Source organism: Klebsiella sp. BIGb0132 (assembly GCF_024810075.1).
Classification (GTDB): Bacteria; Pseudomonadota; Gammaproteobacteria; order Enterobacterales; family Enterobacteriaceae; genus Klebsiella; species Klebsiella terrigena.
Map to the genome: position 1 here is coordinate 120,546 of NZ_JANUDW010000001.1, position 25,945 is coordinate 146,490.

Sequence of the window (25,945 nt, forward strand, 5' to 3'; positions counted from 1 at the left end):
TAATAAGACAGAGCGTTGCTCTGGAATCATAAAACCACTATGCGCCTGAAACTATGCTCTCTACTGGCAGCCCTATCGATGCTGTGCGGGCAGGCCGTTGCCGCCCCCGCGCTGCCTGCTCACGCCGATATTCGCGATAGCGGCTTTGTCTACTGCGTTAGCGGCCAGGTTAATACCTTTAACCCGCAGAAAGTCAGCAGCGGCCTGATTGTCGATACCCTGGCCGCCCAGCTCTACGATCGTCTGCTCGACGTTGACCCTTATACCTACCGTCTGGTGCCCGAGCTGGCCGAAAGCTGGGAGGTGCTGGACAATGGCGCCACCTACCGCTTCCATCTGCGCAGCCACGTGCCTTTCCAGACGACGTCGTGGTTTAAGCCCAGTCGCGCCTTTAATGCCGATGACGTCATTTTCACCTTTAGCCGTATCTTTAATCGCGACCATCCGTGGCACAACGTTAACGGCAGCAGCTTCCCCTATTTCGACAGCCTGCAGTTCGCCGACAGCGTGGAGAGCTTGCGCAAGCTCGATAACCAGACCGTCGAATTCCGCCTGAAGCGCCCGGACGCCTCGTTCCTCTGGCACCTGGCGACCCACTACGCATCCGTTATGTCCGCAGAGTATGCGGCCCAGTTAACCAAAAGCGATCGTCAGGAGCAGCTCGACCGCCAGCCGGTGGGCACCGGCCCGTTCCAGCTGGAAGAGTATCGCTCGGGCCAGTACGTTCGCCTGCAGCGTCACCCCGGCTACTGGCGCGGCAAACCGCTGATGCCGCAGGTGGTGGTCGATCTGGGCTCCGGCGGCACCGGCCGCCTGTCGAAGTTGCTGACCGGCGAGTGCGACGTGCTGGCCTGGCCCGCCGCCAGCCAGCTGACTATTTTGCGCGACGACCCGCGCCTGCGCCTGACCCTGCGTCCTGGGATGAATATTGCCTGGCTGGCGTTCAATACCGCCAAACCGCCGCTGGATAATCCGCAGGTTCGCCACGCCCTGGCGCTGGCAATCAATAACCAGCGTCTGATGCAGTCTATCTATTATGGCACCGCGGAAACCGCCGCCTCGATGCTGCCCCGCGCCTCCTGGGCCTACGATAACGAAGCGAAGATAACCGAGTACAACCCGACCGCCGCCCGCGCCCAGCTCAAAGCGCTGGGGCTGGAAAACCTCACGCTTCGGCTGTGGGTGCCCACCAGCTCGCAGGCCTGGAACCCCAGCCCGCTAAAAACCGCCGAGCTGATTCAGGCCGATATGGCGCAGATTGGCGTAAAGGTGATTATTGTTCCGGTTGAGGGTCGTTTTCAGGAGGCGAGGCTGATGGATATGAACCACGACCTGACCCTTTCCGGCTGGGCCACGGACAGTAATGACCCGGACAGCTTTTTCCGCCCGCTGCTGAGCTGCGCGGCGATTGCCTCGCAGACCAACTTCGCCCACTGGTGCAACCGCGAGTTCGACGAGGTGCTGCAAAAGGCGTTAACCTCGCAGCAGCTGGCTTCGCGCATTGAAGCCTATAAAGAGGCGCAGCATATTCTCGCCCGCGAGCTGCCGGTGCTGCCGCTCGCCTCGTCGCTGCGTTTACAGGCCTACCGCTATGATATGAAAGGTTTGATCCTGAGCCCGTTCGGTAACGCCTCCTTTGCCGGCGTTTCGCGGGAGAAAAAAGACGATGTGAAAAAAGACGACGTCAAAAAAGATGAGGTGAAAAAACCATGATCATTTTTACCCTGCGGCGCCTGCTGTTACTGCTGGTCACGCTCTTTTTTCTGACCTTCGTCGGCTTCAGCCTGAGCTACTTTACGCCGCACGCTCCGCTACAGGGCGCGTCGCTGTGGAACGCCTGGCAGTTCTGGTTCACCGGGCTGCTGCACTGGGATTTTGGGGTCTCCAGCATCAACGGCCAGCCGATCTCACAGCAGCTAAAAGAGGTCTTCCCGGCCACCATGGAGCTGTGCATTCTCGCCTTTGGCTTTGCCCTGCTGGTGGGGATTCCCGTCGGTATGCTGGCCGGCATTATGCGTAACAAGTGGCCCGACACCCTGATTAGCGCCCTGGCGCTGCTCGGCTTTTCGATTCCCGTTTTCTGGCTGGCGCTGCTGCTGACGCTGTTCTTCTCCCTGACGCTGGGCTGGTTCCCGGTCTCCGGGCGTTTCGATCTGCTCTACGAGGTCAAAACGGTGACCGGGTTTGCGCTGATCGACGCCTGGCTGTCCGATTCGCCGTGGCGTCATGAAATGATCGTCAGCGCCGCACGCCATATGGTGCTGCCGGTTCTGACCCTTGCCGTGGCGCCAACCACCGAAGTGATTCGCCTGATGCGCATCAGCACCAGCGAAGTGTACGACACCAACTACGTGAAGGCCGCCGCCACCCGCGGCGTGTCGCGGCGGACGATCCTGCACCGTCACGTGCTGCATAACGCCCTGCCGCCGGTTATTCCGCGCCTGGGGCTGCAGTTTGCCACCATGCTGACGCTGGCGATGATCACCGAAATGGTCTTCAGCTGGCCGGGGCTGGGCCGCTGGCTGATCAACGCGATTCGTCAGCAGGATTACGCCGCCATCTCGGCGGGCGTGATGGTCATCGGCGCGCTGGTCATTACCGTGAACGTGCTATCTGATATTCTGGGAGCAATGGCTAACCCTCTGAAACATAAGGAATGGTATGCCTTACGATAGCGTGTACCTGGAGAAGCGCCCCCCGGGAGCGCTGCGCACCGTGTGGCGCAAATTCTACGGCGACACCAGCGCCATGATCGGCCTGTACGGCTGCGCCGGGCTGCTGCTGCTGTGCGTTTTTGGCGGCTGGTTTGCCCCTTACGGCATCGATCAGCAGTTCCTTGGCTATCAGCTGCTGCCGCCCTCATGGTCGCGCTACGGCGAGGTTTCGTTCTTCCTCGGCACCGACGATCTCGGCCGCGACGTCCTGAGTCGTCTGCTGAGCGGCGCGGCGCCCACCGTCGGCGGCGCGTTCGTCGTCACCTTCAGCGCCTCGCTGTTTGGCCTGGTGCTCGGCGTGATTGCCGGTTCGACCCATGGCCTGCTGTCGGCAATGCTGAACCACGTCCTCGATACCCTGCTGTCGATTCCGTCGCTGCTGCTGGCGATTATCGTCGTCGCCTTTGCCGGACCGCATCTGAGTCACGCCATGTTCGCCGTCTGGCTGGCGCTGCTGCCGCGCATCGTGCGTTCGGTCTATAGCATGGTGCACGATGAGCTGGAAAAAGAGTACGTTATTGCCGCCCGACTCGACGGCGCCTCAACGCTGAATATTCTCTGGTTCGCGGTCCTGCCCAATATCACTTCCGGGCTGGTGACCGAGATTACCCGCGCGCTGTCGATGGCGATCCTCGATATTGCCGCTCTGGGCTTCCTCGACCTCGGCGCGCAGCTTCCCTCTCCGGAGTGGGGGGCGATGCTCGGCGACGCGCTGGAGCTGATTTACGTGGCTCCGTGGACGGTGATGCTGCCGGGCGCCGCCATTATGATTAGCGTCCTGCTGGTTAACCTGCTGGGCGACGGCATCCGCCGCGCAATTATCGCCGGGGTGGAATAATGCCGTTACTCGATATTCGCAATTTAACCATCGAATTCAAAACCAACGAAGGCTGGGTCAAAGCCGTCGATCGCGTCAGCCTGACCCTGAACGAGGGCGAAATTCGCGGGCTGGTCGGCGAATCAGGCTCCGGTAAGAGCTTGATTGCCAAAGCGATATGCGGCGTAACCAAAGACAACTGGCGGGTCACCGCCGACCGCATGCGCTTCGACGATATCGACCTGCTGCGACTCTCCAGCCGCGAACGCCGCAAGCTGATTGGCCACAACGTGTCGATGATTTTCCAGGAGCCGCAGTCCTGTCTCGACCCTTCCGAACGGATCGGCCAGCAGCTGATGCAGAACATTCCCGGCTGGACCTTTAAGGGCCGCTGGTGGCAGCGTCTCGGCTGGCGTAAACGTCGGGCGATAGAGCTCCTGCACCGCGTGGGTATCAAGGACCATAAAGACGCGATGCGCAGTTTCCCCTACGAGTTAACCGACGGGGAGTGTCAGAAGGTGATGATCGCCATCGCCCTTGCCAACCAGCCGCGTCTGCTGATCGCCGATGAGCCGACTAACGCGATGGAACCCACCACCCAGGCGCAAATTATCCGCCTGCTGACGCGGCTGAATCAGAACAACAGCACCACTATTTTGCTGATCAGCCACGACCTGCAGATGCTGAGCAAATGGGCGAACAGAATCAACGTCATGTACTGCGGGCAAACCGTTGAATCAGCGCCGAGCGAAGAGCTGGTCACCACGCCCCATCACCCCTACACCCAGGCGTTAATCCGCGCGATCCCCGATTTTGGCAGCGCGCTGCCGCACAAAAGCCGCCTGAACACCATGCCCGGGGCCATTCCGCTGCTGGAGCAGCTGCCGATCGGCTGCCGGCTCGGGCCGCGCTGCCCGTACGCTCAGCGCAAATGCATCGAAGCCCCGCGGCTGACCGGCGCGCGGGCGCATCTGTACGCCTGTCATTTCCCGCTGAACATGGAGAAAGAGTGAAATGGTCGAAACGTTGCTCGAAGTCCGCAATCTGAGTAAGACCTTTCGCTATCGTACCGGCTGGTTTCGTCGTCAGACGGTGGAAGCGGTCAAGCCGCTGAGCTTTACGCTGCGCGAGCGCCAGACTCTGGCGATCATCGGCGAGAACGGCTCGGGGAAATCCACACTGGCGAAAATGCTGGCCGGCATGATTGAACCCAGCGCCGGCGAACTGCTGATTGACGACCGCCCGCTGGAATTCGGCGACTACTCGTTCCGCAGCCAGCGTATCCGCATGATTTTCCAGGATCCGTCAACCTCACTGAACCCGCGCCAGCGCATTTCGCAGATCCTCGACTTCCCGCTGCGTCTGAACACCGAGCTTGAGCCGGAGGCGCGGCAGAAGCAGATTATTGAGACGCTGCGAATGGTCGGCCTGCTGCCGGACCACGTCAGCTACTACCCGCATATGCTGGCACCGGGGCAAAAGCAGCGTCTGGGCCTTGCGCGCGCGCTGATCCTGCGGCCTAAGGTCATTGTCTGCGATGAGGCGCTGGCGTCGCTGGATATGTCGATGCGTTCACAGCTGATCAACCTGATGCTGGAGCTGCAGGATAAACAAGGTATTTCATATATCTACGTTACCCAGCATTTAGGCATGATGAAGCATATTAGCGATCAGGTTCTGGTGATGCATCAGGGGGAAGTGGTGGAGCGCGGCAGCACCGCTGACGTGCTGGCTTCGCCGCTGCACGATCTGACCAAGCGGCTGATCGCCGGCCACTTTGGCGAAGCGCTGACCGCCGACGCGTGGCGCAAGGACGGTAAATAGCCCTTCAATCACCCGGGTAAGGCTGACGCCTTACCCGGGCCTGTTACTTAGCGGTGCCCGCAGACGCGTTCTCAGCCCGGAAGTATGGTTTGCGCCGGCAGCACCCGCCGGTCAAAGCGACGCAGCGAGTAGTACAGCAGCCCGGTGGCGAACCAGCCGATAATCCACGACACGTCGTTCCCGGCGAATATCCACGTCAAAGAGCCGTGGAACAGCGGGTTCTCGATAAACGGCAGCTGGATAAGCACCCCCACCACGTAGATGGTTATGGCGTAAATATTCCAGTAGCCGTAGCGTTTTTTCGGATCAGACAGCGCGGGAATATCCACGGCGCCGGCAGAGATAAGATAGTAATCGGTGAGGCTAATGGCGCTCCACGGAACAAAGAACGCCAGCAGGAACAGCAGGAAATGGGTGAAGTTCTTCAGAAACGCCGGCTCGCTCAGCAGGGCGATAATGCACGATATGGACACCATCAGAACCACGAAGATGAGGCGCGATCGCTGCGATAGCGACGTCTGGCTGCGAAAGCCGGAAACGATGGTGCTCAGCGACATAAAGCTTCCGTAGGCATTGAGCGTCGTGAAGGTGATTTTGCCGAAGCAGATCGCAAAGTAGATAACCATCGCCATCACCTGGCTTTTACCTAATCCCACGATAAAGCTCACTTCATGCCCGGGGAAGGCGCTGCCGGCAATAGCCGCCGTCAGCACGCCCAGGGTCATTGACGCCTGGGTGCCAAGCACCGTCCCGCTAAAGACGCAGAAAAAGGTTTTCGCGCCAGACACGTTGCTCGGCAAATAGCGCGAGTAGTCGGAAACGTAGGGGCAGAAGGCTATCTGCCACGACGAGGAGAGCGACACGGCCAGCAGGAACATCGGCAGGGAGAAATGGCTATTCTGCGCGATGGCCGTCAGGTCTGCGGAGAGCAGTAGCGTAATGAACAGATAGGCAAACGCCAGCACGCCAACGATGCTCGCCACTTTGCCCAGCTTATGGATCACCCGATAGCCCAGCACGGCAATGACGATGATAATCGCGCTGAACAGCAGCATGCCGGTGACGTTTGAGACCGACAGCAGCCTTGCCATCGCCTGCCCGGCAAGGACGGTGCCGCTGGCGGAAAAGCCAACATACATAATGCAGACCAACACCAGCGGAACCACCGCGCCAAAAACGCCAAACTGCGCGCGGCTGATGATCATCTGCGGCAGCCCCAGGCGCGGGCCCTGCAGGGCATGCAGCGACATCACCGCGGCCCCAAGCACCTGCCCCAGCAGCAGACCAATCAGCGACCACACCACATCACCGCCCAGCACCACGGCCAGCGCGCCGGTGACGATAGCGGTAATCTGCAGATTGCCGCCAAACCACAGCGTAAACTGGCTGAAAGGATGTCCATGTCTCTCGCCTTCGGGAATAAAATCGATCGAGCGCGTTTCCGTTATGCGCTGTTCACTGCCTTTTGACTGCCCATCTGTTGAAGAAAAAGAAGACATAGTTTCCTCGCTATAATCGGTGTTCCAACCGCCAGGGACCCTGGTTTCTTGCATCTACGCGCATTGTCGTAGGATCCGCACATATGACAGATCATGTATATACAAGCATTGACAACCACACGCACCGTGCACATGATAAATTTGTGATGAAGATGTAAATATTTTGTGTGACAAAAATAAATAAAAAAGCAACATCTCGTCGCAGCCCAACGTGTGCTATACGCGCCCCCTAACCGCCAGCCAGCAGAGGTCTCAACTCCGATGATCGTCTCTTTTCAGCTATCCTCCCTGCCCGTCACGCCGTGGAAAAACGGCGGCGGCGAAACCCGTGAAATCGTCAGCGTGCCGTCGCCTGATGCGCCGTTTCTGTGGCGGGCCAGCATCGCCACTTTGCAAAGCGACGGGCCGTTTTCGGCTTTTCCGGGCGTAGATCGGGTGATAACGCTAATAGACGGCGGTTCGCTGTGGCTGCGCGGCGGAGATATCGCCCATCACCTGCACCTGTGGGAGCCGTGGGCCTTTGCCGGCGAATGGCCGCTGGCCAGCGAGGGGATTACGCAGCCGGGGCTGGACTTCAACATAATGACCCAGCGTAGCCGGGCCACGGCGCAGGTGAGCGTGGTATCCACCGCGCGGCGGCCCGGCGCGGCGGGTGTCGCCTGGGTGCTGCAAGGACGCTGGCAGTTGGGAGAGCAGCTGCACGCTGCCGGGAGCGGTATCTGGTGGCAGGATACGCCGCCGGGGGAGCTTCTCCCGCACTCCGCCGACGCCAGGCTGCTGCTGGCGCGCCTGAGCGTACGTTAGCCGCATTTTGCCCGGAGAACGGCGCCGAACGCCCGCGATATCCGGTGATATACTGGAGAGTACGCGATGGCAGGGATACGATAAGCCGCCTGCGCTGACCGTGAAGGTTGACGCCCATGAACGCAGCGGTAGCGCCGATGTCGCCCGCGGGATGTCGGCTATTGCTGAAAAATAGCGTGACACAGGGGGTCGTCAGTGGGATATAATTCTCGGCTAAATTTGAGTTATTTTGAAATAACAACACTAACCACATGATTGTTAAAGTAAAAATAAGCAATAACGATAAGGATTAAAGCTATGGGTTTTCTTTCCGGTAAGCGCATTCTGGTGACTGGCGTTGCCAGCAAACTGTCCATCGCCTACGGTATTGCGCAAGCAATGCACCGTGAAGGGGCTGAACTGGCGTTCACCTATCAGAACGACAAACTGAAAGGTCGTGTGGAAGAATTTGCTGCGGCACTGGGTTCCAACATCGTACTGCCGTGCGACGTGGCTGAAGATGAGAGCATTGAGTCTCTGTTCACCGAACTGACTAAAGTATGGCCGAAATTCGACGGTTTCGTTCACTCAATCGGTTTCGCACCGGCCGATCAGCTGGACGGCGACTACGTTAACGCGGTAACCCGTGAAGGTTTCAAAATCGCTCACGACATCAGCGCCTACAGCTTTGTGGCGATGGCGAAAGCCTGCCGCGAGATGCTGAACCCGGGCTCCGCCCTGCTGACGCTCTCCTACCTGGGCGCAGAGCGCGCAATCCCTAACTACAACGTGATGGGTCTGGCTAAAGCGTCTCTGGAAGCGAACGTACGCTACATGGCGAACGCGATGGGTCCGGAAGGCGTGCGCGTCAACGCCATCTCTGCCGGTCCGATCCGTACTCTGGCAGCATCCGGGATTAAAGATTTCCGTAAAATGCTGGCCCACTGCGAAGCCGTCACCCCGATTCGTCGTACCGTGACCATCGAAGATGTCGGCAACAGCGCAGCGTTCCTGTGCTCTAACCTCTCTGCGGGCATCTCCGGTGAAGTGGTTCACGTTGACGGCGGCTTCAGCATTGCCGCTATGAACGAACTGGAACTGAAATAAGTTCTTTGCCCTCCTCACGCCCGTGAGGAGGGTTTTACTCTGCTGCTGCTGACGACCTTTCGCCCCATCTCTCCCGCTCTGTTATTCCAATCAGCTATTTGTTAGCACGTATCAATATTTTCTCCTGCTCCAGGGTTACGCCAGGATAGTTATGCATAGATGGCCCACAGAAGTGCGGCCGGACACATATCGATCAAGGAACGCCCATGGAGCAACGCCGCGTGTATGGCAAAAACCACTGGTATCACGAGACCCAGTCAACAATCTGCCCGGTGGATGTATTACCGCTCGTCCCTGAAGCCGCGTATGTCGAAGACCGTTTTTTACTCGACCTGACGCTGCCCGCAGAGCTGCTCCACGCGCATGCGGGCTGGCTGGCGCCGGCACGATGTTTGGCCGACGCGCTCTTTCCGACCTCCGTGACGGCGAATCGTCTGCAAACTTTTAGCGCCTACGACCGCCTGAGCACGGCGCTCACCGTCGCGCAGGTCTATGGCGTGCAGCGGCTGTGTAACCACTATGCGGCGCGCCTGGCGCCGCTGCCTGGCCCGGACTCATCCCGCGAGAGCAATCGTCGTCTGGCGCAGATCACGCAGTATGCGCGCCAGCTGGCCAGCTCGCCCTCGGTCATTACCGCCCTCTCCCGCAGCCAGCTGGACGAAGTGGGCTTAACCAGCCGCGATATTATCCTGATTAACCAGATTATCGGTTTCGTTGGCTTCCAGGCCCGCGCGATCGCCACCTTCCAGGCGACGCTGGGCTTTCCGGTGCGCTGGATGCCGGGAATGCCGCAGCAGGAGGATGCCCCGGCAGAAGGCTTTGCCGCCGCGGACGCCGACTGGCTGGCCGACGTCAGCGACAGCGACCTGCGCTACGCTGACGACGATCGCCAGGCGCGGCTGGTCAGCTGGCAGCAGCACCCCGGCCTCGCCGAGCTGGCGCCGCTGCTGGCGGTACATGATGCGATCCTCAGCGCGCAGGATGAGCTGCTGACCCGACTGAGTGAAAATCAGCCGTTTGCGCCGCTGGTCGCGCTGATTGCGGCGCGGATCAACGGCAGCGTGAGCTGCTTTAACGCCTGGGCGCGAGAATGGTCCGGCTCGTCGGCGTTGCCTGAGGCGCTGCGCCACGACGATCGTGCGCTTGAGGCGTGGGGCGAAAGGCATCAATCCGAGCGCGCAATCTATCTGGCGGTGCAGCTGTTAACCCGCTCCCCCGACCGCTTCAGCGCCGCTCAGCTAACGCCCCTCACTGAATACGGGCTTTCCCGAACTCAGGTTATCGATATTCTGGCCTGGTGCGGGCTATGCGGCTGGATCAACCGGCTGAAAATCGCCCTCGGCAATGTTGGTCAACGGACGTAAAATGCCAAACAGCGCTTGCTGCAACAGGCATAATCGCGTAAAAATGACAGCCGCTCTTTTAGCCACGAAAATACCAAATTATGTTTCAGGACAACCCGCTGCTAGCGCAGCTTAAACAGCAACTGCATTCTCAGACTCCTCGCGTTGAAGGGGTCGTTAAGGGTACGGAAAAAGGCTTTGGCTTCCTCGAAGTTGACTCGCAGAAAAGCTATTTCATTCCGCCGCCGCAAATGAAAAAAGTGATGCATGGCGATCGTATTACCGCCGTGGTCCATACTGAAAAAGAACGTGAAAGCGCGGAGCCGGAAGAGCTGATCGAGCCTTTCCTGACGCGTTTCGTTGGTAAAGTGCATAAGAAAGACGATCGCTTGTCTATCGTTCCCGATCATCCGCTGCTGAAAGATGCCATTCCGTGCCGCGCCGATCGTAGCGTCAGCCACGATTTCAGCGAGGGTGACTGGGCGGTGGCCGAAATGCGCCGTCATCCGCTGAAAGGCGATCGCGGCTTCTATGCCGAATTAACCCAGTTCATCACCTTCAGCGACGACCACTTCGTGCCGTGGTGGGTTACCCTGGCGCGCCATAATCTGGAAAAAGAAGCGCCAGACGGCGTGGCTACCGAGATGCTGGACGAAGGGCTGGAGCGCCGCGACCTGACGGCGCTGGCGTTCGTGACCATCGATAGCGCCAGCACCCAGGATATGGACGATGCGCTGTATGTGGAAGCCGCCGCTGACGGCAAGCTGCAGCTGACCGTCGCGATCGCCGACCCGACCGCCTGGATCGCCGAAGGCAGCAGGCTGGACGACGCGGCAAAAATCCGCGCCTTCACCAACTACCTGCCGGGCTTTAACATCCCGATGCTGCCGCGCGAGCTCTCCGACGACCTGTGCTCGCTGCGCGCCAACGAAACGCGCCCGGTGCTGGCCTGCCGCATGATCCTCTCGGCCGACGGTACGATTGAAGACGATATTGAATTCTTCGCCGCCACCATTGAGTCGAAAGCAAAGCTGGCCTACGACAACGTCTCCGACTGGCTGGAGAATAGCGGCAGCTGGCAGCCCGAAAGCGAAGCCATCGCGCAGCAGATTACCCTGCTGCAGGACCTGTGCCTGCGCCGCAGCGAATGGCGTAAAACCCATGCGTTGGTGTTTAAGGACCGTCCGGACTACCGCTTCGTGCTGGGTGAGAAAGGTGAAGTGCTGGATATCGTTGCCGAGCCGCGCCGTATCGCCAACCGCATCGTTGAAGAGTCGATGATTGCCGCCAACATCTGCGCCGCTCGCGTGCTGCGCGACCGTCTGGGCTTTGGCGTTTACAACGTGCATACCGGCTTCGATCCGGCCAATACCGAACAGCTGGCTGCGCTGCTGAAGACCCATGACGTGCACGTCGATCCGCAGGAAGTGCTGACCCTTAACGGCTTCTGCAAGCTGCGCCGCGAGCTGGACGCACAGCCGTCCGGCTTCCTCGATAGCCGCATCCGTCGCTTCCAGTCCTACGCCGAAATCAGCACCGAGCCGGGCCCGCACTTCGGCCTTGGCCTCGAAGCCTACGCCACCTGGACCTCACCGATCCGTAAGTACGGCGATATGATTAACCATCGCCTGCTGAAAGCCATCATTAAAGGTGACACCATCGCGCGCCCTAATGATGACGTAGCGGTGCAGATGGCAGAACGCCGTCGTCTGAACCGGATGGCCGAACGCGACGTCGGCGACTGGCTGTACGCGCGCTACCTGAGCCCGAACGCCGGTACCGATATGCGCTTTGCGGCGGAAATTATCGATATCAGCCGCGGCGGCATGCGCGTGCGCCTGGTTGATAACGGCGCGGTTGCCTTTATTCCGGCACCGTTCCTGCACGCCGTCCGCGATGAGCTGGTCTGCAGCCAGGAAAACGGCACCGTGCAGATTAAAGGTGAAACCGTCTACAAGGTGACCGACGTTATCGACGTTAAGATTGCCGAAGTCAGAATGGAAACGCGCAGCGTGATTGCCCGGCCGTTCGCCTGATATTGCACCTCAGCGGCTCCCGACTCAGGGAGCCGTTCTTTTAGCCAACCCCCGTTCCCCGCCCGCGCCTGCGCTAAAAACCTCCCGATGAGATAGGTTGTGCGATCTTTTCACTTCTCTTTTGCATCCGTTTTTTGCATCATTGATTTCATTCGCTTTTGTAACCAGGATAATACTATGTCTGATCTGAATGCCCGCCTGCTCGCCCAACGTATCGATACCGTGCTGGATATTCTGGTTGCCGGAGACTATCACTCCGCGATTCATAATCTGGAGATCCTCAAGGCGGAGCTGCAGGCTCTTGCTAACGATGAGCCGGAAAGCAAGCCCGGTCAGCCGAAAGCCCCCTGGGAAATCTGACAGCCCTTCGCGCCGCAGCCGACCGTACAGCGTCGATTGCCCGTAAAATAGCCCCCTAACTGTGATGTTGCTATGAACGCCCGACAACAAAGTATTTTGCAAATGGTCATCGATAAAGGCCGCATGAGTGTGGCCGATCTCGCGAAAATGACCGGTGTCTCTGAAGTGACCGTACGTCAGGATTTGAATCTGCTGGAAAAGCAGAGCTATCTGCGTCGTACCCACGGTTTTGCCGTGCCGCTGGATAGCGAGGACGTAGAAACCCGTATGATGACCTATTTCGCCATTAAGCGTGAGCTGGCTATGCGGGCCGCTGAGCGGGTTTCGTCCGGCGAAACGGTATTTATCGAAAACGGTAGCTGCAACGCCCTGCTCGCCCGGACGCTTGCCGAGCGTGGCGATATCACCATCATTACCGTCAGCAGCTATATTGCTCATCTGCTGAAAGAGACGCCTGGCGAGGTGATCCTCCTCGGCGGGATCTACCAGAAACGCAGCGAGAGCATGGTCGGTCCGCTGACCCGACAGTTTATCCAGCAGGTCCATTTCAGCAAAGCGTTCATTGGCATCGACGGCTGGCAGCTTGAGACCGGTTTTACCGGGCGGGATATGATGCGCGCGGACGTGGTTAACGCGGTGCTGGAGAAAGGCTGCGAGGCCATTGTACTCAGCGACAGTTCAAAATTCAGCGCCGTACACCCTTACCCGCTCGGCCCGGTTGGGCGCTTCGATCGCATCATTACCGATAGCAACCTGCACGATACCGCCCGCCAGCAGCTGGCTGACAGCGGTTTAACCGTCGATATCGTGAACGTCGCCTGATTCGCCCCCCTCTTCTATTCCTTTCTTCATCGCCCACTCAGGTGGGCGCAGGCCGCGCCGCGCCACGTCTGAGAGTATTCCGAGCCGCCAATTCAGACTTTTTACCTGCCGGTAAAGTTTAAAAAAAGTAGAATTATTGTTAGCGATATAACAGGAAGTGACTATCACCCGCGTGATTAAAGTAACACCTGCGCAACTAAACTTCATGGAATAGCCCTTAACGCATAGTTCACGCTATGCTTTAAAGGAAGTTGTATCCATGAATAGATTATTCAGGAGAAAAATATGATGACTTCAATGAGCAAAAAAATGGCTGCAGCAGTTCTGGCTGTAACAGTGGTAATGTCCCTGAGCGCGTGTTCTAACTGGTCAAAACGCGATCGTAATACCGCCATTGGCGCCGGTGCTGGCGCGCTGGGCGGCGCGGTATTAACCGACGGCAGCACCCTGGGTACTCTGGGCGGCGCGGCGGTCGGCGGGATTATCGGTCACCAGGTAGGTAAATAAGTTTTAAATCAGTTCAAATAAAAAATAACTGCTCGCAGATTTTCTGACTTACGCACCGGAAAAAATCAGGGCCACGGTATTTACCGTGGCCCTGTTGTTATTATCAGCCGCCGGCCAGCTTGACCTTCATTCCCTTAGCTTCGAGCAGCGATTTTATCAGGTCGCGCTTATCGCCCTGAATTTCAATCACCCCCTCTTTTACCGATCCGCCGCAGCCGCATTTCTTTTTCAGCTCAGCGGCCAGCTTCGCCAGCGCGTCATCGTCCGCGTCAATGCCGACGATCAGGCATACGCCCTTACCTTTACGGCCGCTGGTCTGGCGCTGAATACGCACCACGCCATCGCCTTTAGGCCGCTCGACAACCTGCTTCGGCTCATCGATACGTCCGCTCTCCGTCGAGTAAACCAGACGGCTGTTAGAATCGGTCATTAGGCCCCCTTGTTCAGCGAGGCATTAATCTGGCGTAAGGTCGCCGCCGGGTCGGCAGACTGCGTCACCGGACGGCCGATAACCATATAGTCCACGCCCGCGGCCTGCGCCTGCTCCGGCGTCATAATGCGGCGCTGGTCGCCCGCATCGCTGCCCGCGGGACGAATGCCGGGGGTCACCAGCTTAAAGGCCTGGCCCAGCTCCTGTTTGAAGCGCGCCGCTTCCTGCGCCGAGCAGACGACGCCATCAAGGCCGCAGCGTTGGGTCAGCGCCGCCAGCCTGGCCGCATGGTCGGCCGGAGAGAGCGTAATACCCAGCTCCTGCAAATCACCGGCTTCCATGCTGGTCAGCACGGTGACGGCAATCAGCAGCGGCGCATCTTTGCCAAACGGCAGCAGGGCTTCGCGCGCTGCGGTCATCATCCGCGCGCCGCCGCTGGCATGAACGTTGACCATCCAGACGCCAAGCTCGGCCGCCGCCGCAACGGCATGCGCGGTGGTGTTAGGGATATCGTGAAATTTGAGATCGAGGAAAACTTCGAAATTACGCTGGTGCAAATCGCGGACAAACTGCGGCCCCAGCAGCGTAAACATCTCTTTGCCAACCTTGAGGCGGCAGTCCCGCGGATCGATGCGGTCGACGAACGCCAGCGCCTTATCGCGGTTATCATAATCGAGAGCCACAACAACGGGAGAGGATGTGACAACGCGAGAAGAAGATGTAGCAGTAGACGTCATGACCAGACCTTAATTGTTGATGGGCGCCGGGCTCGGCGCAAAAAAGGTAAACGGGCAGCATTCTACCTGCGATAAGGGGAAAATAACAGGCTGCGTTTCAGCACCTGCAGGACGATGGCGGCGCAATGGCCTAACGACGGCGCGGTGTAAAAAACCACCAGGATGTTGTAACTAAAGAAGGGCTTTTTTTAAATCTTACTGGCCGTCAAGGCCGCGAATCGGTTTGATGGTGGACCACGAGCGGCAGGACGGGCAGTGCCAGTAGAGGCTGTGGGCGGTAAAGCCGCATTTTTGGCAGCGATATCGCGGCTTGCTGCGTACCTGCTCACCGACCATATTGCGCAGCACGCCGAGGCTCTCCTTCGCGCGCCCCTCTTCCGCTTCGTTAAGGTGGTAGTCCATCAGCTTATGGAAAACGCGCATCGTCGGATGGCGCTCCAGCTGACGGGTGACGTAGCTTTGGGCCGCTTCAATCCCCTCGCGCTGCTCGAGGATCTGCGCCAGCATCAGCTCGGCGGTCGCGCCGGTATTTTCATCGGCGCAGCGGCGGAGAAACGCTTCCCACTCGTCGATTTTACCCAGCTGCTGGTAGCAGGTCTGGAGCATTTCGAGGGTCTCGCCGACCAGCTCTTTGTCCTGATTGATCACCCGTTCCAGGCTTTCGACCGCCTTCGGATAATCGCCCTTTTCCATCCACACCCGGCCCATCATGATCGACACCCTGGCGCTGTTGCGATCGGCCGCGGCGCCTTTTTTCAACAGCGACATGGCCTTCTCCATATCGCTGTTTGCCATCTGCTGCAGCGCCAGCTCGCACCAGAAGTTGGCGATATCGCCGCGATGCTTCTCTTTGCCGAGCTTCACCAGACGTTCGGCTACATCAATGGCGGACTGCCAGTCGCTGGTGGCCTGATAAATCTGCAGCAGCTGCTGCAGCGCGCTGAGGCGAAAATCGGTTTCATCCACCAGCTGTTTGAACATGTCCTCAGCGCGGTCATACAGGCCGGCGGCCATATAGTCACGTCCCAGCTGCTGCACGGCAAGCAGGCGCTGATCGTAGGTCAGCGAGGCGCTTTCCATCAGGCTTTGGTGAATGCGGATAGCCCGGTCAACCTCGCCGCGGGAGCGGAACAGGTTGCCGAGAGTCAGGTGAGCTTCAACGGTGCCGGTATCCTCTTTCAGCATATCGAGGAACAGATCCACGGCTTTATCCTGCTGATTGCTCAGCAGGAAGTTAACCCCGGTCACATAATCACGCGACAGGCGGCTAGCGTCGTCCTGTTTGGACTGTTGTGCACTTCTGCGCCCCATATACCAGCCGTACGCGGCGGCTACGGGCAAAAGCAGAAACAACAACTCCAGCATAAACGATTATTCCTTCACCGCAGGGGTGCCTGCGTCGACTGGCGCTACGCCCGCAGGCGCAATCTGATGCTCAAGGCGCTTAACTTTGCGCTCGGCGCGAACCAACGAGACGCGAACCCGCAGCCAGAAAAGGCCGCAAATCAGCCAGCCAATAGCAAACCCTGCCGCGAAGAGCACCGCCAGCAGCGTTGAAATACGGAATTCACCCTGTGCGAGTAAATAGTTGAACGTAACCAGTTGGTCATTTTGCGCACCCAGCGTCACGGAGATGACGAAGATCGCGAGTACCAGTAAGAAAATGAGTAAATATTTCACACTACTTCCCGTTATGTGGGTTGCGCGAAAAAATCCCGCGTTCAGCCCTATAAAGTATCATTTTCGCTGCAGCGGTGGAATGGAAAAGCACGACACCACTGCAGGATATGGGGCCGTATGGCGCGAAAAACAACGTTAGCCCCGTTATTGCGTCCGTTTCTTAATATCCTGCGCCTCTTCCCCAGGCGGCGTCAGCGGGCCACACAGCCGCTGGGTCAGCCAGGTGGCCAGCGTCACCAGCAGCCAGGAGATAAGCGTGGCAACGAGCAAATCCTGCGGCCAGTGCATTCCCAGCGCCAGACGGCTCCCCATCACCGCGGTGGCCCAGACCATCAGCAGTGCAATGGTTAGCCAGCGGCGGCGCGGCCACAGCAGCCCCACGCCGAGCAGCGCCCAGCTGGCCGCAAACATGGTGTGTCCGGATGGAAAAGCAAAACCGGTCTCTTTCTGCCAGTGTTTGCGCAGGAATTTAGGGATCCCCTGCTCCTGAACCAGCTGTTCATGCACCAGTTTAGCGCGTTCTTTGCGTTTTAACGCGTAGAATTGATCGACCGGAACCTGCTGCGTTTTTTCCAGCCAGATAACGAAGGGACGCGGCTCCTGCACCTGGCCTTTGATCCAGGACTTAATGCCCTGTCCGAGCAAAATGGCCGCGGCCAGAATCATAAACAGCACCACCGCCGCCCGCAGGCGAAAGCGCAGGCACCACAGGAACCAGCCGCAAAGGATCGTATGGGTGATGATGCCCCATGGCTGAGTCACGCTCTCGGTAACCCAGTACAGCAGCTTTAACCCCTGCTGCGGAAGTCCAGGATGCCACTTCCAGCCGGTCAGCCAAACCACTGCGGGCATAATCATTAATAGTGCCGCACCGGTGGCGGTTCGTCTGGCAATCGACAGCATTTCATCTCCTTAATCCTTTCTGCCGACTATCATAACGGAAAGTGGTTCGTTTGTGCGCTTTACGCGCAGGCAGCAGTGCGTAATTAGGAGAACCTCACGGCATTGTGGCAAAATAGCGGCAAACAGAAAGCACATTCAGGTGCTGACAAAGTCTGGAGAATCACATGCAGCTTAAACGTGTGGCAGAAGCCAAACTGCCAACCCCCTGGGGCGATTTCCTGATGGTGGGTTTTGAAGAACTGGCAACCGGGCAGGATCATGTCGCGCTGGTTTTCGGCGATATTTCGGGCCAGGCGCCCGTCCTGGCTCGCGTACACTCTGAGTGTCTGACGGGCGATGCCCTTTTCAGCCTGCGTTGTGATTGCGGTTTTCAGCTGGAAGCGGCGCTGTCGCACATCGCCGAAGAGGGTCGCGGGATCCTGCTGTACCATCGTCAGGAAGGCCGCAACATTGGCCTGTTAAACAAAATCCGCGCCTACGCCTTACAGGATCAGGGCTACGACACCGTAGAAGCGAACCATCAGCTCGGCTTTGCCGCCGACGAGCGCGACTTTACGCTGTGTGCTGATATGTTCAAGCTGCTGAACGTCGAACGCGTCCGCCTGCTGACCAACAACCCGAAAAAAGTAGAAATTCTGACCGAAGCCGGGATCAATATCGTGGAACGCGTGCCGCTGATCGTCGGGCGCAATCCGAAAAATGCCCACTATCTGGATACCAAAGCCGCCAAGATGGGGCATCTGCTGAATAACTGATTCGGCAGCATAGATTCAGGGCCAGCGATTGCTGGCCCTTTTTTTTACAGCATATTGCGGATCACATAGTGCAGAATGCCGTCGTTCTGATAATAGGTCAGCTCCGTGGCGGTATCGATACGGCAGCGGCAGGCAATCACCTCCTGCTTGCCGTCCGTCCGCGTCAGGGTCACCGGCACCGTTGCGCCGGGTTCTAACGCCTGCAGCTGGCTGATATCAATCCGCTCTTCACCGGTGAGCCCCAGCGTTTTGCGGGTTACGCCCTGCGGGAACTCCAGCGGTAAAATCCCCATGCCGATCAGGTTAGAACGGTGAATACGTTCAAAAGATTCGGCGATCACCACCCGTACGCCAAGCAGGCGCGGGCCCTTCGCCGCCCAGTCGCGGCTGGAGCCGGAGCCGTACTCTTTCCCGGCAACCACCGCCAGCGGCGTCCCCTCATCCTTATAGAGCATGGCCGCGTCATAAATAGCCACCGGCTCACTGCCCGGCAGGTGTCGGGTCATGCCGCCCTCAATGCCCGGCACCATTTCGTTACGGATACGGATGTTGGCAAAGGTGCCGCGCATCATCACCTCGTGGTTACCGCGCCGGGATCCGTAGGAGTTAAAGTCGATACGCTCAACGCCGCGGTTTTGCAGATAGCGTCCGGCGGGGCTTTCCGCCTTGATGCTTCCCGCAGGCGAGATATGATCCGTGGTCACCGAGTCGCCGAGCATTGCCAGAATCCGCGCGCCGCGAATATCCTCTACCGGTTTGGGCTCAACGTCCATCTCATCGAAGAACGGCGACAGGCGGATATAGGTTGAGTCGCTCTGCCAGTCATAGGTATCCGAACGCTCGACGCCAATGGCCTTCCATTCAGGCGTGCCTTCGAAGACCTCGGCATACTCCTTATGGAACATCTCGGTGGAGACCTGCTCTACCGCCCGCGCAATCTCCAGGCCGCTCGGCCAGATATCCTTCAGATAGACCGGCTGACCGTCTTTGCCGACGCCCAGCGGGTCGCGGGTCAGGTCAACGTTCATATTGCCGGCCAGCGCGTAGGCAACCACCAGCGGCGGCGAGGCCAGCCAGTTGGTTTTCACCAGCGGGTGAATGCGCCCTTCGAAGTTGCGGTTGCCGGAAAGCACCGCCCCCACGGTCAGGTCGCCCTTTTTAATCGCCTCTTCAATCGGCTCCGGCAGCGGACCCGAGTTACCGATACAGGTGGTGCAGCCATATCCCACCAGGTTAAAGCCCAGCGTATCGAGATAAGGCGTCAGTCGCGCATGCGCGAGATAATCAGAAACTACCTTCGATCCCGGTGCCAGCGAGGCTTTGACCCACGGCTTCGGCTTCAGGCCGAGCTCCACCGCCCGTTTTGCCAGCAGGCCGGCGGCCATCAGGACGCTGGGGTTGGAGGTGTTGGTGCAGGAGGTAATGGCGGCGATGGCCACCGCGCCGTCCGGCAGCGAATATTGCTGTCCGTTCAGCGTATAGTCGACCGGCCGTTTGTCTTTCTGCGCGTGGTTGACCTCCAGCTCGGTGCTGGCCGCAAACGCTTTTGGTACATCACCCAGCGCGACGCGGTCCTGCGGGCGCTTCGGCCCGGCAAGGCTTGCTTCTACCGAGCCCATGTCCAGCGCCAGGGTGCTGGTAAATACCGGCTCATCGCCGGTCAGGCGCCACATTCCCTGCGCTTTGGCGTAGGCTTCCACTAGCGCCACCTGCTCTTCACTGCGCCCGCTCAGGCGCATATAGCTGAGGGTCACCGCATCGATCGGGAAGAAGCCGCAGGTTGCACCGTACTCCGGCGCCATGTTGGCGATGGTTGCCCTGTCCGCCAGCGGCAGCGAATCCAGGCCGTCGCCGTAAAATTCGACAAACTTACCCACCACGCCGTGCTGGCGCAGCATCTGGGTGACGGTGAGCACCAGGTCCGTCGCGGTGATCCCTTCGCTTAATTTACCGGTCAGCTTAAAGCCGACGACGTCGGGGATCAGCATAGAGACCGGCTGGCCTAACATTGCCGCTTCAGCCTCGATGCCGCCTACGCCCCAGCCGAGCACGCCGAGGCCGTTAATCATGGTGGTATGCGAGTCGGTGCCGACCAGGGTATCGGGCCAGGCAAACCATTCGCCGTTATGCTCTTCGCTCCACACGGCCTTGCCGAGATACTCGAGGTTGACCTGGTGGCAAATGCCGGTACCCGGCGGCACTACGCTAAAGCGGCTGAACGCCTGCTGCCCCCAACGCAGGAACGCGTAGCGCTCGTGGTTACGCTCCATCTCCAGGCGAACGTTCTCCTCGAAGGCGTCATCGTTACCAAAGCGGTCTACCGTCACCGAGTGGTCAATCACCAGATCGACGGGGGAAAGCGGGTTAACCTTAGCGGTATCGCCTCCCAGGCGTTTTACCGCTTCGCGCATGGCGGCGAGGTCCACCACCGCCGGCACGCCGGTGAAGTCCTGCATCAGAACACGCGCCGGGCGATAGGCAATCTCCCGGTCCGCATGGGCCTGCTTAAGCCAGGCGGCCAGGGCGTGGATATCCTCTGCGGTGACCGAGTCGCCGTCCTGCCAGCGCAGCAGGTTTTCCAGCAATACTTTGAGCGACTTCGGTAACCGGGTCAGATCGCCCAGTTGTTTAGCGGCCAGCGGGAGGCTGTAGTAGTGGTAGGTTTTATCATTGACCTGTAGCGCGTCCTTACTGGCTTCTCGTAGGGTTGACGACATAGCTCCTCCTTTATCTCAGGGATGGCATACCCTGATGCTCCTCAGGGTTTATATTAAAGATAACACATCCCAGGCATAACACTTTGATAACAACCCGAATTGCTAAAATCGGCAAAACCGCATCAAAGATATTGCACCAAAATAGACAGCAGGAATTTTGTGGTTATAAAGAGGCGAGTTCGGAAGGGATTATTATTAGCTGAAGGAGTACTAAGTAGCGAAATGCGAAAAAGAACTAATCGCCGGTTCAGTGACGATTAGTTCAAAGGAATGGATTGTTGATTAAAAACCATCGTGGCGAAATATATCCTCCTTAATGCCGTTGGTTTATTAAACTGGAATAAACACCGAGGTTCTTACTGTCATAAAAGTGACATTTTCAGCGAGACGAAAAAGTGTCGCTTAGCTCACGATCCAGACGTTACAGATGACGAGTGCAACGATACTCCAGAACATAGCAAGCCCGATGAACACAGCGCCCCAGGCACGACTTCTCAACACAGGATCCACTTCCGTCTTGTCACCGGCCTGTGACATCGCCAACTTCATATAATCGATATCACTTATCATATCTTCACCACCAATCGTTGAAATTATCAGGTACAGTTAAATATTAATTACGGACACTCTATTAATCCAGTGAATTTTGCCCAGAACTATTATCTTTAACCGTTAATTTGATCGGGGTAGGTATAATTGCAACCCTGTTAAAAGGAATAATGAAATTTGTGAGTTATACGAGGTTTACAATGTTAAATACGGTCCATTATAGGTATTGGCATCCCGGGGATGGGATGCCGAATATTTAGCCGAATCATTTCTCAGGCAGTTTAATATCCTTAAACATCGCCTCAATATCTTCATTCGAGCGTAAAGCCACCGCAGTATCCACCACGTCGCGCGTCAGGTGCGGCGCAAAACGTTGAATAAAATCATACATATAGCTGCGCAGGAAGGTGCTGCGACGGAAGCCTATTTTCGTGGTGCTGTGGCTGAAAATACCGTTGGCGTTGAGCTTCACGAGGTCCGGGTCGGACACCGGATCGACCGCCATGCTCGCAATAACCCCAACGCCCAGCCCCAGGCGAACGTAGGTTTTGATGACATCGGCATCGGTAGCGGTAAACACGATGCGCGGCGTCAGGCCGGCGCGGTTGAACGCGGTATCGAGCTCGGAGCGCCCGGTAAAGCCAAAGGTGTAGGTAACCAGCGGATACTGGGCCAGCTCTTCAATCGTTACCGAGTCTCTGGAGGCGAGCGGATGCTCAGGGGTCACAACAATCGAACGATTCCAGTGGTAGCACGGCAGCATCACCAGGTCATCGTAGAGATGCAGCGCCTCGGTGGCGATAGCAAAATCGGCATTCCCCTTCGAGACCGCTTCGGCGATCTGCGTTGGCGACCCTTGATGCATATGCAACGAGACGCGCGGGTAGCGTTCGATAAAGCCCTTAATCACGCCAGGCAGCGCGTAGCGCGCCTGGGTATGAGTGGTCGCCACGTACAGCGACCCCTTATCCGGCCACGTGTGCTCGCCCGCTACTGACTTAATGGCGTCAACCTTCGACAGCACTTCGCGGGCAATGCGGATAATCTCCTGACCGGCAGGCGTCACCTGAGTTAAATGCTTGCCGCTGCGGGCAAAAATCTGAATACCCAGCTCATCTTCCAGCATGCGGACCTGCTTGCTGATGCCGGGCTGCGAGGTATACAGACCTTCGGCGGTAGAGGAGACATTTAGATTATGGTTAACAACCTCAACGATGTAGCGGAGTTGCTGTAGTTTCATGGCTGATATCCGTTAACGCGTAAAATGAATTCGCTTGATACAGTTGACGTTCAGGCCGCCTGCCGGCTGAAAGGCTGCGCGCCGCTGCGGTTCGCCGCGCTGGCGCCACAAAGCGTCCTGAAACGAGAATGTAGTAAGACGATTTAATAATAAAAAAGGGATTAACTATAACCACTATATCATTTATATCTACAGTGTATAGACGCTAACGGAAAATAATAAGGCGGTTATAAGCCCGAATAAATGCGGCAAAACTTCAAGGATTTCAGCAATCAACGGGAAAAGAAAAGGGCCGCAGTGCGGCCCTTTTGCGGGGTAAGGTGCTTACTTTTTCGCTTCAGTCCACTTGCCGTCGATGTAGAAGGCTGACCAACCGGTCGCTTTGCCATCTTTTTCCGACGCAACGTACTGCTGCTTGGTTTTACGGCTAAAACGCACCAGCGTTTTATTGCCTTCCGGATCCTGCTGCGGCGCATCGGCAAGATAACGCAGCTTCTCGGCGAGGCGGTCACGGAAGCGGTACAGCTCCTCAACCAGCGGCGCGCGAGTTTCGCGGGATTTCGGGAAGGTGTTTGCCGCGAGGAACACGCCGGCTGCACCGTCACGCAGAACAAAATAGGCGTCCGATTTCTCGCACGGCAGCTCCGGCAGCGGAACCGGATCTTCCTTCGGCGGCGCCACTTCCCCATTACGCAGAATTTTGCGCGTATTCTTACATTCGTCGTTGGTGCAGGCCATGTACTTACCGAAACGACCCATTTTCAGGTGCATCTCAGAACCACATTTCTCACACTCAACTACCGGGCCATCGTAACCCTTAATGCGGAACTCGCCCTCTTCAATCTCATAGCCGTCGCAGGTCGGGTTGTTACCGCAGACATGCAGCTTACGCTTAGGATCGATGAGGTAGCTGTCCATTGCCGTGCCGCACTTCTGGCAGCGACGCTTGGCGCGCAGCGCGTTGGTTTCGGCATCGTCGCCTTCCAGTACGTTGAGTACTTCATTTTCCGGCACCAGATTAATGGTGGTTTTGCAGCGCTCTTTCGGCGGCAGCGCGTAGCCGGAGCAGCCGAGGAACACCCCGGTGCTGGCGGTACGAATGCCCATCTCACGACCGCAGGTCGGACAGTCGATGCTGGTCAGCACCATCGGGTTAGGCTGCATGCCGCCCTCTTCCGGATCCTTCTCCGCCGTTTCCAGCTGAGCGGTAAAGTCACCGAAGAAGTGATCCAGCACCTGCCGCCACTCGGCCTGATGGTTCGCCACCTGGTCGAGACGGTCTTCCATCTGCGCGGTAAAGTCGTAGTTCATCAGATCGCGGAAGTTCTCTTCCAGACGATCGGTGACGATCTCACCCATTTTTTCCGCATAGAAGCGACGGTTTTCAACCCGAACGTAGCCGCGATCCTGAATAGTCGAGATGATCGACGCATAGGTTGACGGACGGCCAATACCGCGTTTTTCCAGCTCTTTAACCAGCGATGCTTCGCTAAAGCGCGCAGGCGGTTTGGTAAAGTGCTGCGCCGGGCTAAGTTCAACCAGGCTTAAGCTGTCGCCCTGATTAACCACCGGCAGGACGCGGTCTTCATCGCCCTTGCGCAGCGCAGGCATGACTTTCGTCCAGCCATCAAAACGCAGCGTACGGCCGCGCGCCTTGAGCTTAAAGTCGCCGGCTTTCACCGTCAGGGTGGTAGAGTCGTACTGCGCTGGCGTCATCTGACAGGCGACAAACTGGCGCCAGATCAGCTGATAGAGCTTCAGCGCGTCAGATTCCATACCTTTTAAATCTTCCGCCATCACGTTCACATCGGAAGGACGAATCGCTTCGTGCGCTTCCTGCGAGTTTTCTTTGCTGGCGTACTGGTTGGCGTTCTCCGGCAGATACTTTTTACCAAAGTTATCGCCGATGTAGCCGCGCACCATGCTCAGCGCATCCTGACTCAGGTTGGTAGAGTCGGTACGCATATAGGTGATGTAGCCGGCCTCATACAGACGCTGCGCCATCATCATGGTTTTCTTCACCCCAAAGCCCAGACGCGTGCTGGCCGCCTGCTGCAGGGTTGAGGTGATGAACGGCGCGCCCGGCTTGCTGCTGGTCGGCTTATCTTCGCGTTCCAGCACGCTGTAGGCGGATTTCTCCAGCAGCGCGACGGCAGACATGGTCTCATCACGGTTAACCGGGCGGAACGGCTTGTCGTTCTTGTGCGTGACCTGCAGCGCTAAAGCGTCGCCGCCAGGCGTCGTGGTGCTGGCGTCAATCTCCCAGAACTCTTCCGGGACGAAGGCTTTAATTTCGCGTTCACGTTCGACCACAAGGCGGACGGCAACGGACTGAACGCGGCCTGCGGAGAGGCCACGCGCTATTTTTTTCCACAGCAGCGGAGAAACCATATAGCCCACAACGCGGTCCATAAAGCGGCGCGCCTGCTGGGCATTAACGCGATCGATGTTCAGTTCGCCCGGCTTGTCAAAAGCCTGACGGATCGCGTTTTTAGTAATTTCGTTAAATACAACGCGGCTGTAGCGTTTTTCATCACCACCGATAACTTCCCGCAGGTGCCATGCAATGGCTTCCCCTTCGCGGTCAAGGTCAGTTGCGAGATAGATGTGGTCGGCTTTTTCAGCCAACTGCTTGAGTTCTGAAACTACCTTTTCTTTACCCGGGAGTACTTCATAGTGCGCATCCCAGTCATGCCACGGGTCGACGCCCATGCGATTGACCAGAGCGCTACGTTCGTCCTTTTTAGGCTTTTTGGCCCCTTTGGTGGCGGTAGAGTCGGCGCTCTTTTTGGAAGCTGAGCCACTGGTCGGCAAATCGCGGATATGACCGACGCTGGACTTAACCACGTAGTCATTACCCAGATACTTATTGATCGTTTTGGCTTTTGCCGGGGACTCAACGATAACGAGAGCTTTACCCATATTCACCTTTACCTAATTTGATTCATCCAGGAATACATCGCACATTGATTCACCATCCGCTGGCGACGTCCGTCATATGTTGCGTCGTCGTCGAAGGATATCAACCCTCTGCACGTCCGGCCTCACGTCCATAAAACCAGATAGCCGGGTTTACTGACTTTGTCTAGCCAGGCGACATAGCACGAATAATTTTTGGCCGA

23 protein-coding genes are annotated in these 25,945 nt (G+C 57.8%); 13 read left to right on the forward strand and 10 right to left on the reverse strand.

Annotation, left to right across the window (positions count from 1 at the left end):
* Positions 1–39: 39 nt before the first annotated feature.
* From sapA to sapF, 5 genes are read left to right on the forward strand one after another with little or no spacing between them, the layout of a single operon-like run.
* A complete protein-coding gene (gene sapA, locus M2416_RS00520; RefSeq protein WP_259221560.1) occupies positions 40–1,713 on the forward strand; it encodes an ABC transporter substrate-binding protein SapA in 1,674 nt (557 codons plus the stop codon).
* Entirely contained in the window at positions 1,710–2,675 is a 966-nt protein-coding gene (gene sapB / locus M2416_RS00525; RefSeq protein ID WP_076945399.1) for a putrescine export ABC transporter permease SapB, read from the forward strand. Before sapA ends, sapB begins: the two co-directional genes overlap by 4 nt.
* Positions 2,662–3,552, forward strand: a complete 891-nt coding sequence (gene sapC / locus M2416_RS00530; protein ID WP_259221561.1) for a putrescine export ABC transporter permease SapC — start codon at positions 2,662–2,664, stop codon at positions 3,550–3,552. The genes sapB and sapC overlap by 14 nt, the downstream gene beginning before the upstream one ends.
* The gene (sapD, locus tag M2416_RS00535; protein WP_041145206.1) at positions 3,552–4,544 is read left to right on the forward strand and encodes a putrescine export ABC transporter ATP-binding protein SapD; all 993 of its coding nucleotides are present in this window, start codon (positions 3,552–3,554) and stop codon (positions 4,542–4,544) included. Before sapC ends, sapD begins: the two co-directional genes overlap by 1 nt.
* A gap of 1 nt (position 4,545) precedes the next feature.
* Positions 4,546–5,355, forward strand: a complete 810-nt coding sequence (gene sapF, locus M2416_RS00540; RefSeq protein ID WP_041145205.1) for a putrescine export ABC transporter ATP-binding protein SapF — start codon at positions 4,546–4,548, stop codon at positions 5,353–5,355.
* Between the two features lie 71 nt (positions 5,356–5,426).
* Here sapF and M2416_RS00545 read toward each other — a convergent pair whose 3' ends face one another.
* A complete protein-coding gene (locus M2416_RS00545; RefSeq protein WP_165972974.1) occupies positions 5,427–6,803 on the reverse strand; it encodes a purine-cytosine permease family protein in 1,377 nt (458 codons plus the stop codon).
* 312 nt (positions 6,804–7,115) lie between these two features.
* Here M2416_RS00545 and M2416_RS00550 point away from each other — a divergent pair, with 312 nt between their 5' ends.
* From M2416_RS00550 to osmB, 7 genes are all read left to right on the forward strand, one after another.
* Positions 7,116–7,658 carry a HutD/Ves family protein gene (locus tag M2416_RS00550; RefSeq protein ID WP_259221562.1) on the forward strand — a complete coding sequence of 181 codons (543 nt, stop codon included), beginning with the start codon at positions 7,116–7,118 and terminating at the stop codon, positions 7,656–7,658.
* A gap of 297 nt (positions 7,659–7,955) precedes the next feature.
* Positions 7,956–8,744, forward strand: coding sequence for an enoyl-ACP reductase FabI (fabI, locus tag M2416_RS00555; RefSeq protein WP_041145198.1), 789 nt, complete (start codon positions 7,956–7,958; stop codon positions 8,742–8,744).
* A gap of 206 nt (positions 8,745–8,950) precedes the next feature.
* On the forward strand, positions 8,951–10,108 hold the full coding sequence (locus M2416_RS00560; RefSeq protein ID WP_076945394.1) for a CMD domain-containing protein: 1,158 nt from the start codon (positions 8,951–8,953) through the stop codon (positions 10,106–10,108).
* An 80-nt stretch (positions 10,109–10,188) separates the two neighbouring features.
* Positions 10,189–12,123 (forward strand): exoribonuclease II, encoded by a 1,935-nt coding sequence (locus tag M2416_RS00565; protein WP_259221563.1) that lies wholly within the window; start codon positions 10,189–10,191, stop codon positions 12,121–12,123.
* A gap of 177 nt (positions 12,124–12,300) precedes the next feature.
* Complete coding sequence (locus tag M2416_RS00570) at positions 12,301–12,483, forward strand: YciZ family protein (RefSeq protein ID WP_041145195.1); 183 nt, start codon at positions 12,301–12,303, stop codon at positions 12,481–12,483.
* Positions 12,484–12,555: 72 nt separating this feature from the next.
* Complete coding sequence (gene yciT, locus M2416_RS00575) at positions 12,556–13,305, forward strand: DNA-binding transcriptional regulator YciT (protein WP_076945392.1); 750 nt, start codon at positions 12,556–12,558, stop codon at positions 13,303–13,305.
* A 288-nt stretch (positions 13,306–13,593) separates the two neighbouring features.
* Complete coding sequence (osmB, locus tag M2416_RS00580; protein ID WP_032688354.1) at positions 13,594–13,812, forward strand: osmotically-inducible lipoprotein OsmB; 219 nt, start codon at positions 13,594–13,596, stop codon at positions 13,810–13,812.
* A gap of 103 nt (positions 13,813–13,915) precedes the next feature.
* On the opposite strand, the gene yciH is transcribed toward osmB, so the two are convergent.
* From yciH to pgpB, 5 genes are all read right to left on the reverse strand, one after another.
* A complete protein-coding gene (yciH, locus tag M2416_RS00585; RefSeq protein ID WP_041145193.1) occupies positions 13,916–14,242 on the reverse strand; it encodes a stress response translation initiation inhibitor YciH in 327 nt (108 codons plus the stop codon).
* The gene (gene pyrF / locus M2416_RS00590) at positions 14,242–14,979 is read right to left on the reverse strand and encodes an orotidine-5'-phosphate decarboxylase (RefSeq protein WP_259221566.1); all 738 of its coding nucleotides are present in this window, start codon (positions 14,977–14,979) and stop codon (positions 14,242–14,244) included. Before pyrF ends, yciH begins: the two co-directional genes overlap by 1 nt.
* Positions 14,980–15,174: 195 nt before the next feature.
* Positions 15,175–16,344: a lipopolysaccharide assembly protein LapB gene (gene lapB / locus M2416_RS00595; protein ID WP_041145191.1), complete on the reverse strand. Its 1,170-nt coding sequence runs from the start codon at positions 16,342–16,344 to the stop codon at positions 15,175–15,177.
* A gap of 6 nt (positions 16,345–16,350) precedes the next feature.
* Positions 16,351–16,659, reverse strand: coding sequence for a LapA family protein (locus tag M2416_RS00600; RefSeq protein WP_259221567.1), 309 nt, complete (start codon positions 16,657–16,659; stop codon positions 16,351–16,353).
* A 144-nt stretch (positions 16,660–16,803) separates the two neighbouring features.
* On the reverse strand, positions 16,804–17,562 hold the full coding sequence (pgpB, locus tag M2416_RS00605) for a phosphatidylglycerophosphatase B (RefSeq protein WP_259221568.1): 759 nt from the start codon (positions 17,560–17,562) through the stop codon (positions 16,804–16,806).
* Positions 17,563–17,726: 164 nt separating this feature from the next.
* Between pgpB and ribA the strand changes: the two genes are divergently transcribed.
* Complete coding sequence (gene ribA / locus M2416_RS00610) at positions 17,727–18,317, forward strand: GTP cyclohydrolase II (protein ID WP_041145188.1); 591 nt, start codon at positions 17,727–17,729, stop codon at positions 18,315–18,317.
* A 44-nt stretch (positions 18,318–18,361) separates the two neighbouring features.
* Here the strand turns inward: ribA and acnA are convergent, their stop codons facing one another.
* From acnA to topA, 4 genes are all read right to left on the reverse strand, one after another.
* On the reverse strand, positions 18,362–21,034 hold the full coding sequence (gene acnA, locus M2416_RS00615) for an aconitate hydratase AcnA (RefSeq protein WP_259221569.1): 2,673 nt from the start codon (positions 21,032–21,034) through the stop codon (positions 18,362–18,364).
* A gap of 402 nt (positions 21,035–21,436) precedes the next feature.
* A complete protein-coding gene (locus M2416_RS00620; protein ID WP_071844914.1) occupies positions 21,437–21,604 on the reverse strand; it encodes a YmiA family putative membrane protein in 168 nt (55 codons plus the stop codon).
* Between the two features lie 244 nt (positions 21,605–21,848).
* The gene (cysB, locus tag M2416_RS00625; protein WP_076945387.1) at positions 21,849–22,823 is read right to left on the reverse strand and encodes an HTH-type transcriptional regulator CysB; all 975 of its coding nucleotides are present in this window, start codon (positions 22,821–22,823) and stop codon (positions 21,849–21,851) included.
* 324 nt (positions 22,824–23,147) lie between these two features.
* Positions 23,148–25,745 (reverse strand): type I DNA topoisomerase, encoded by a 2,598-nt coding sequence (topA, locus tag M2416_RS00630; RefSeq protein ID WP_159869334.1) that lies wholly within the window; start codon positions 25,743–25,745, stop codon positions 23,148–23,150.
* Between the last annotated feature and the right edge of the window lie 200 nt (positions 25,746–25,945).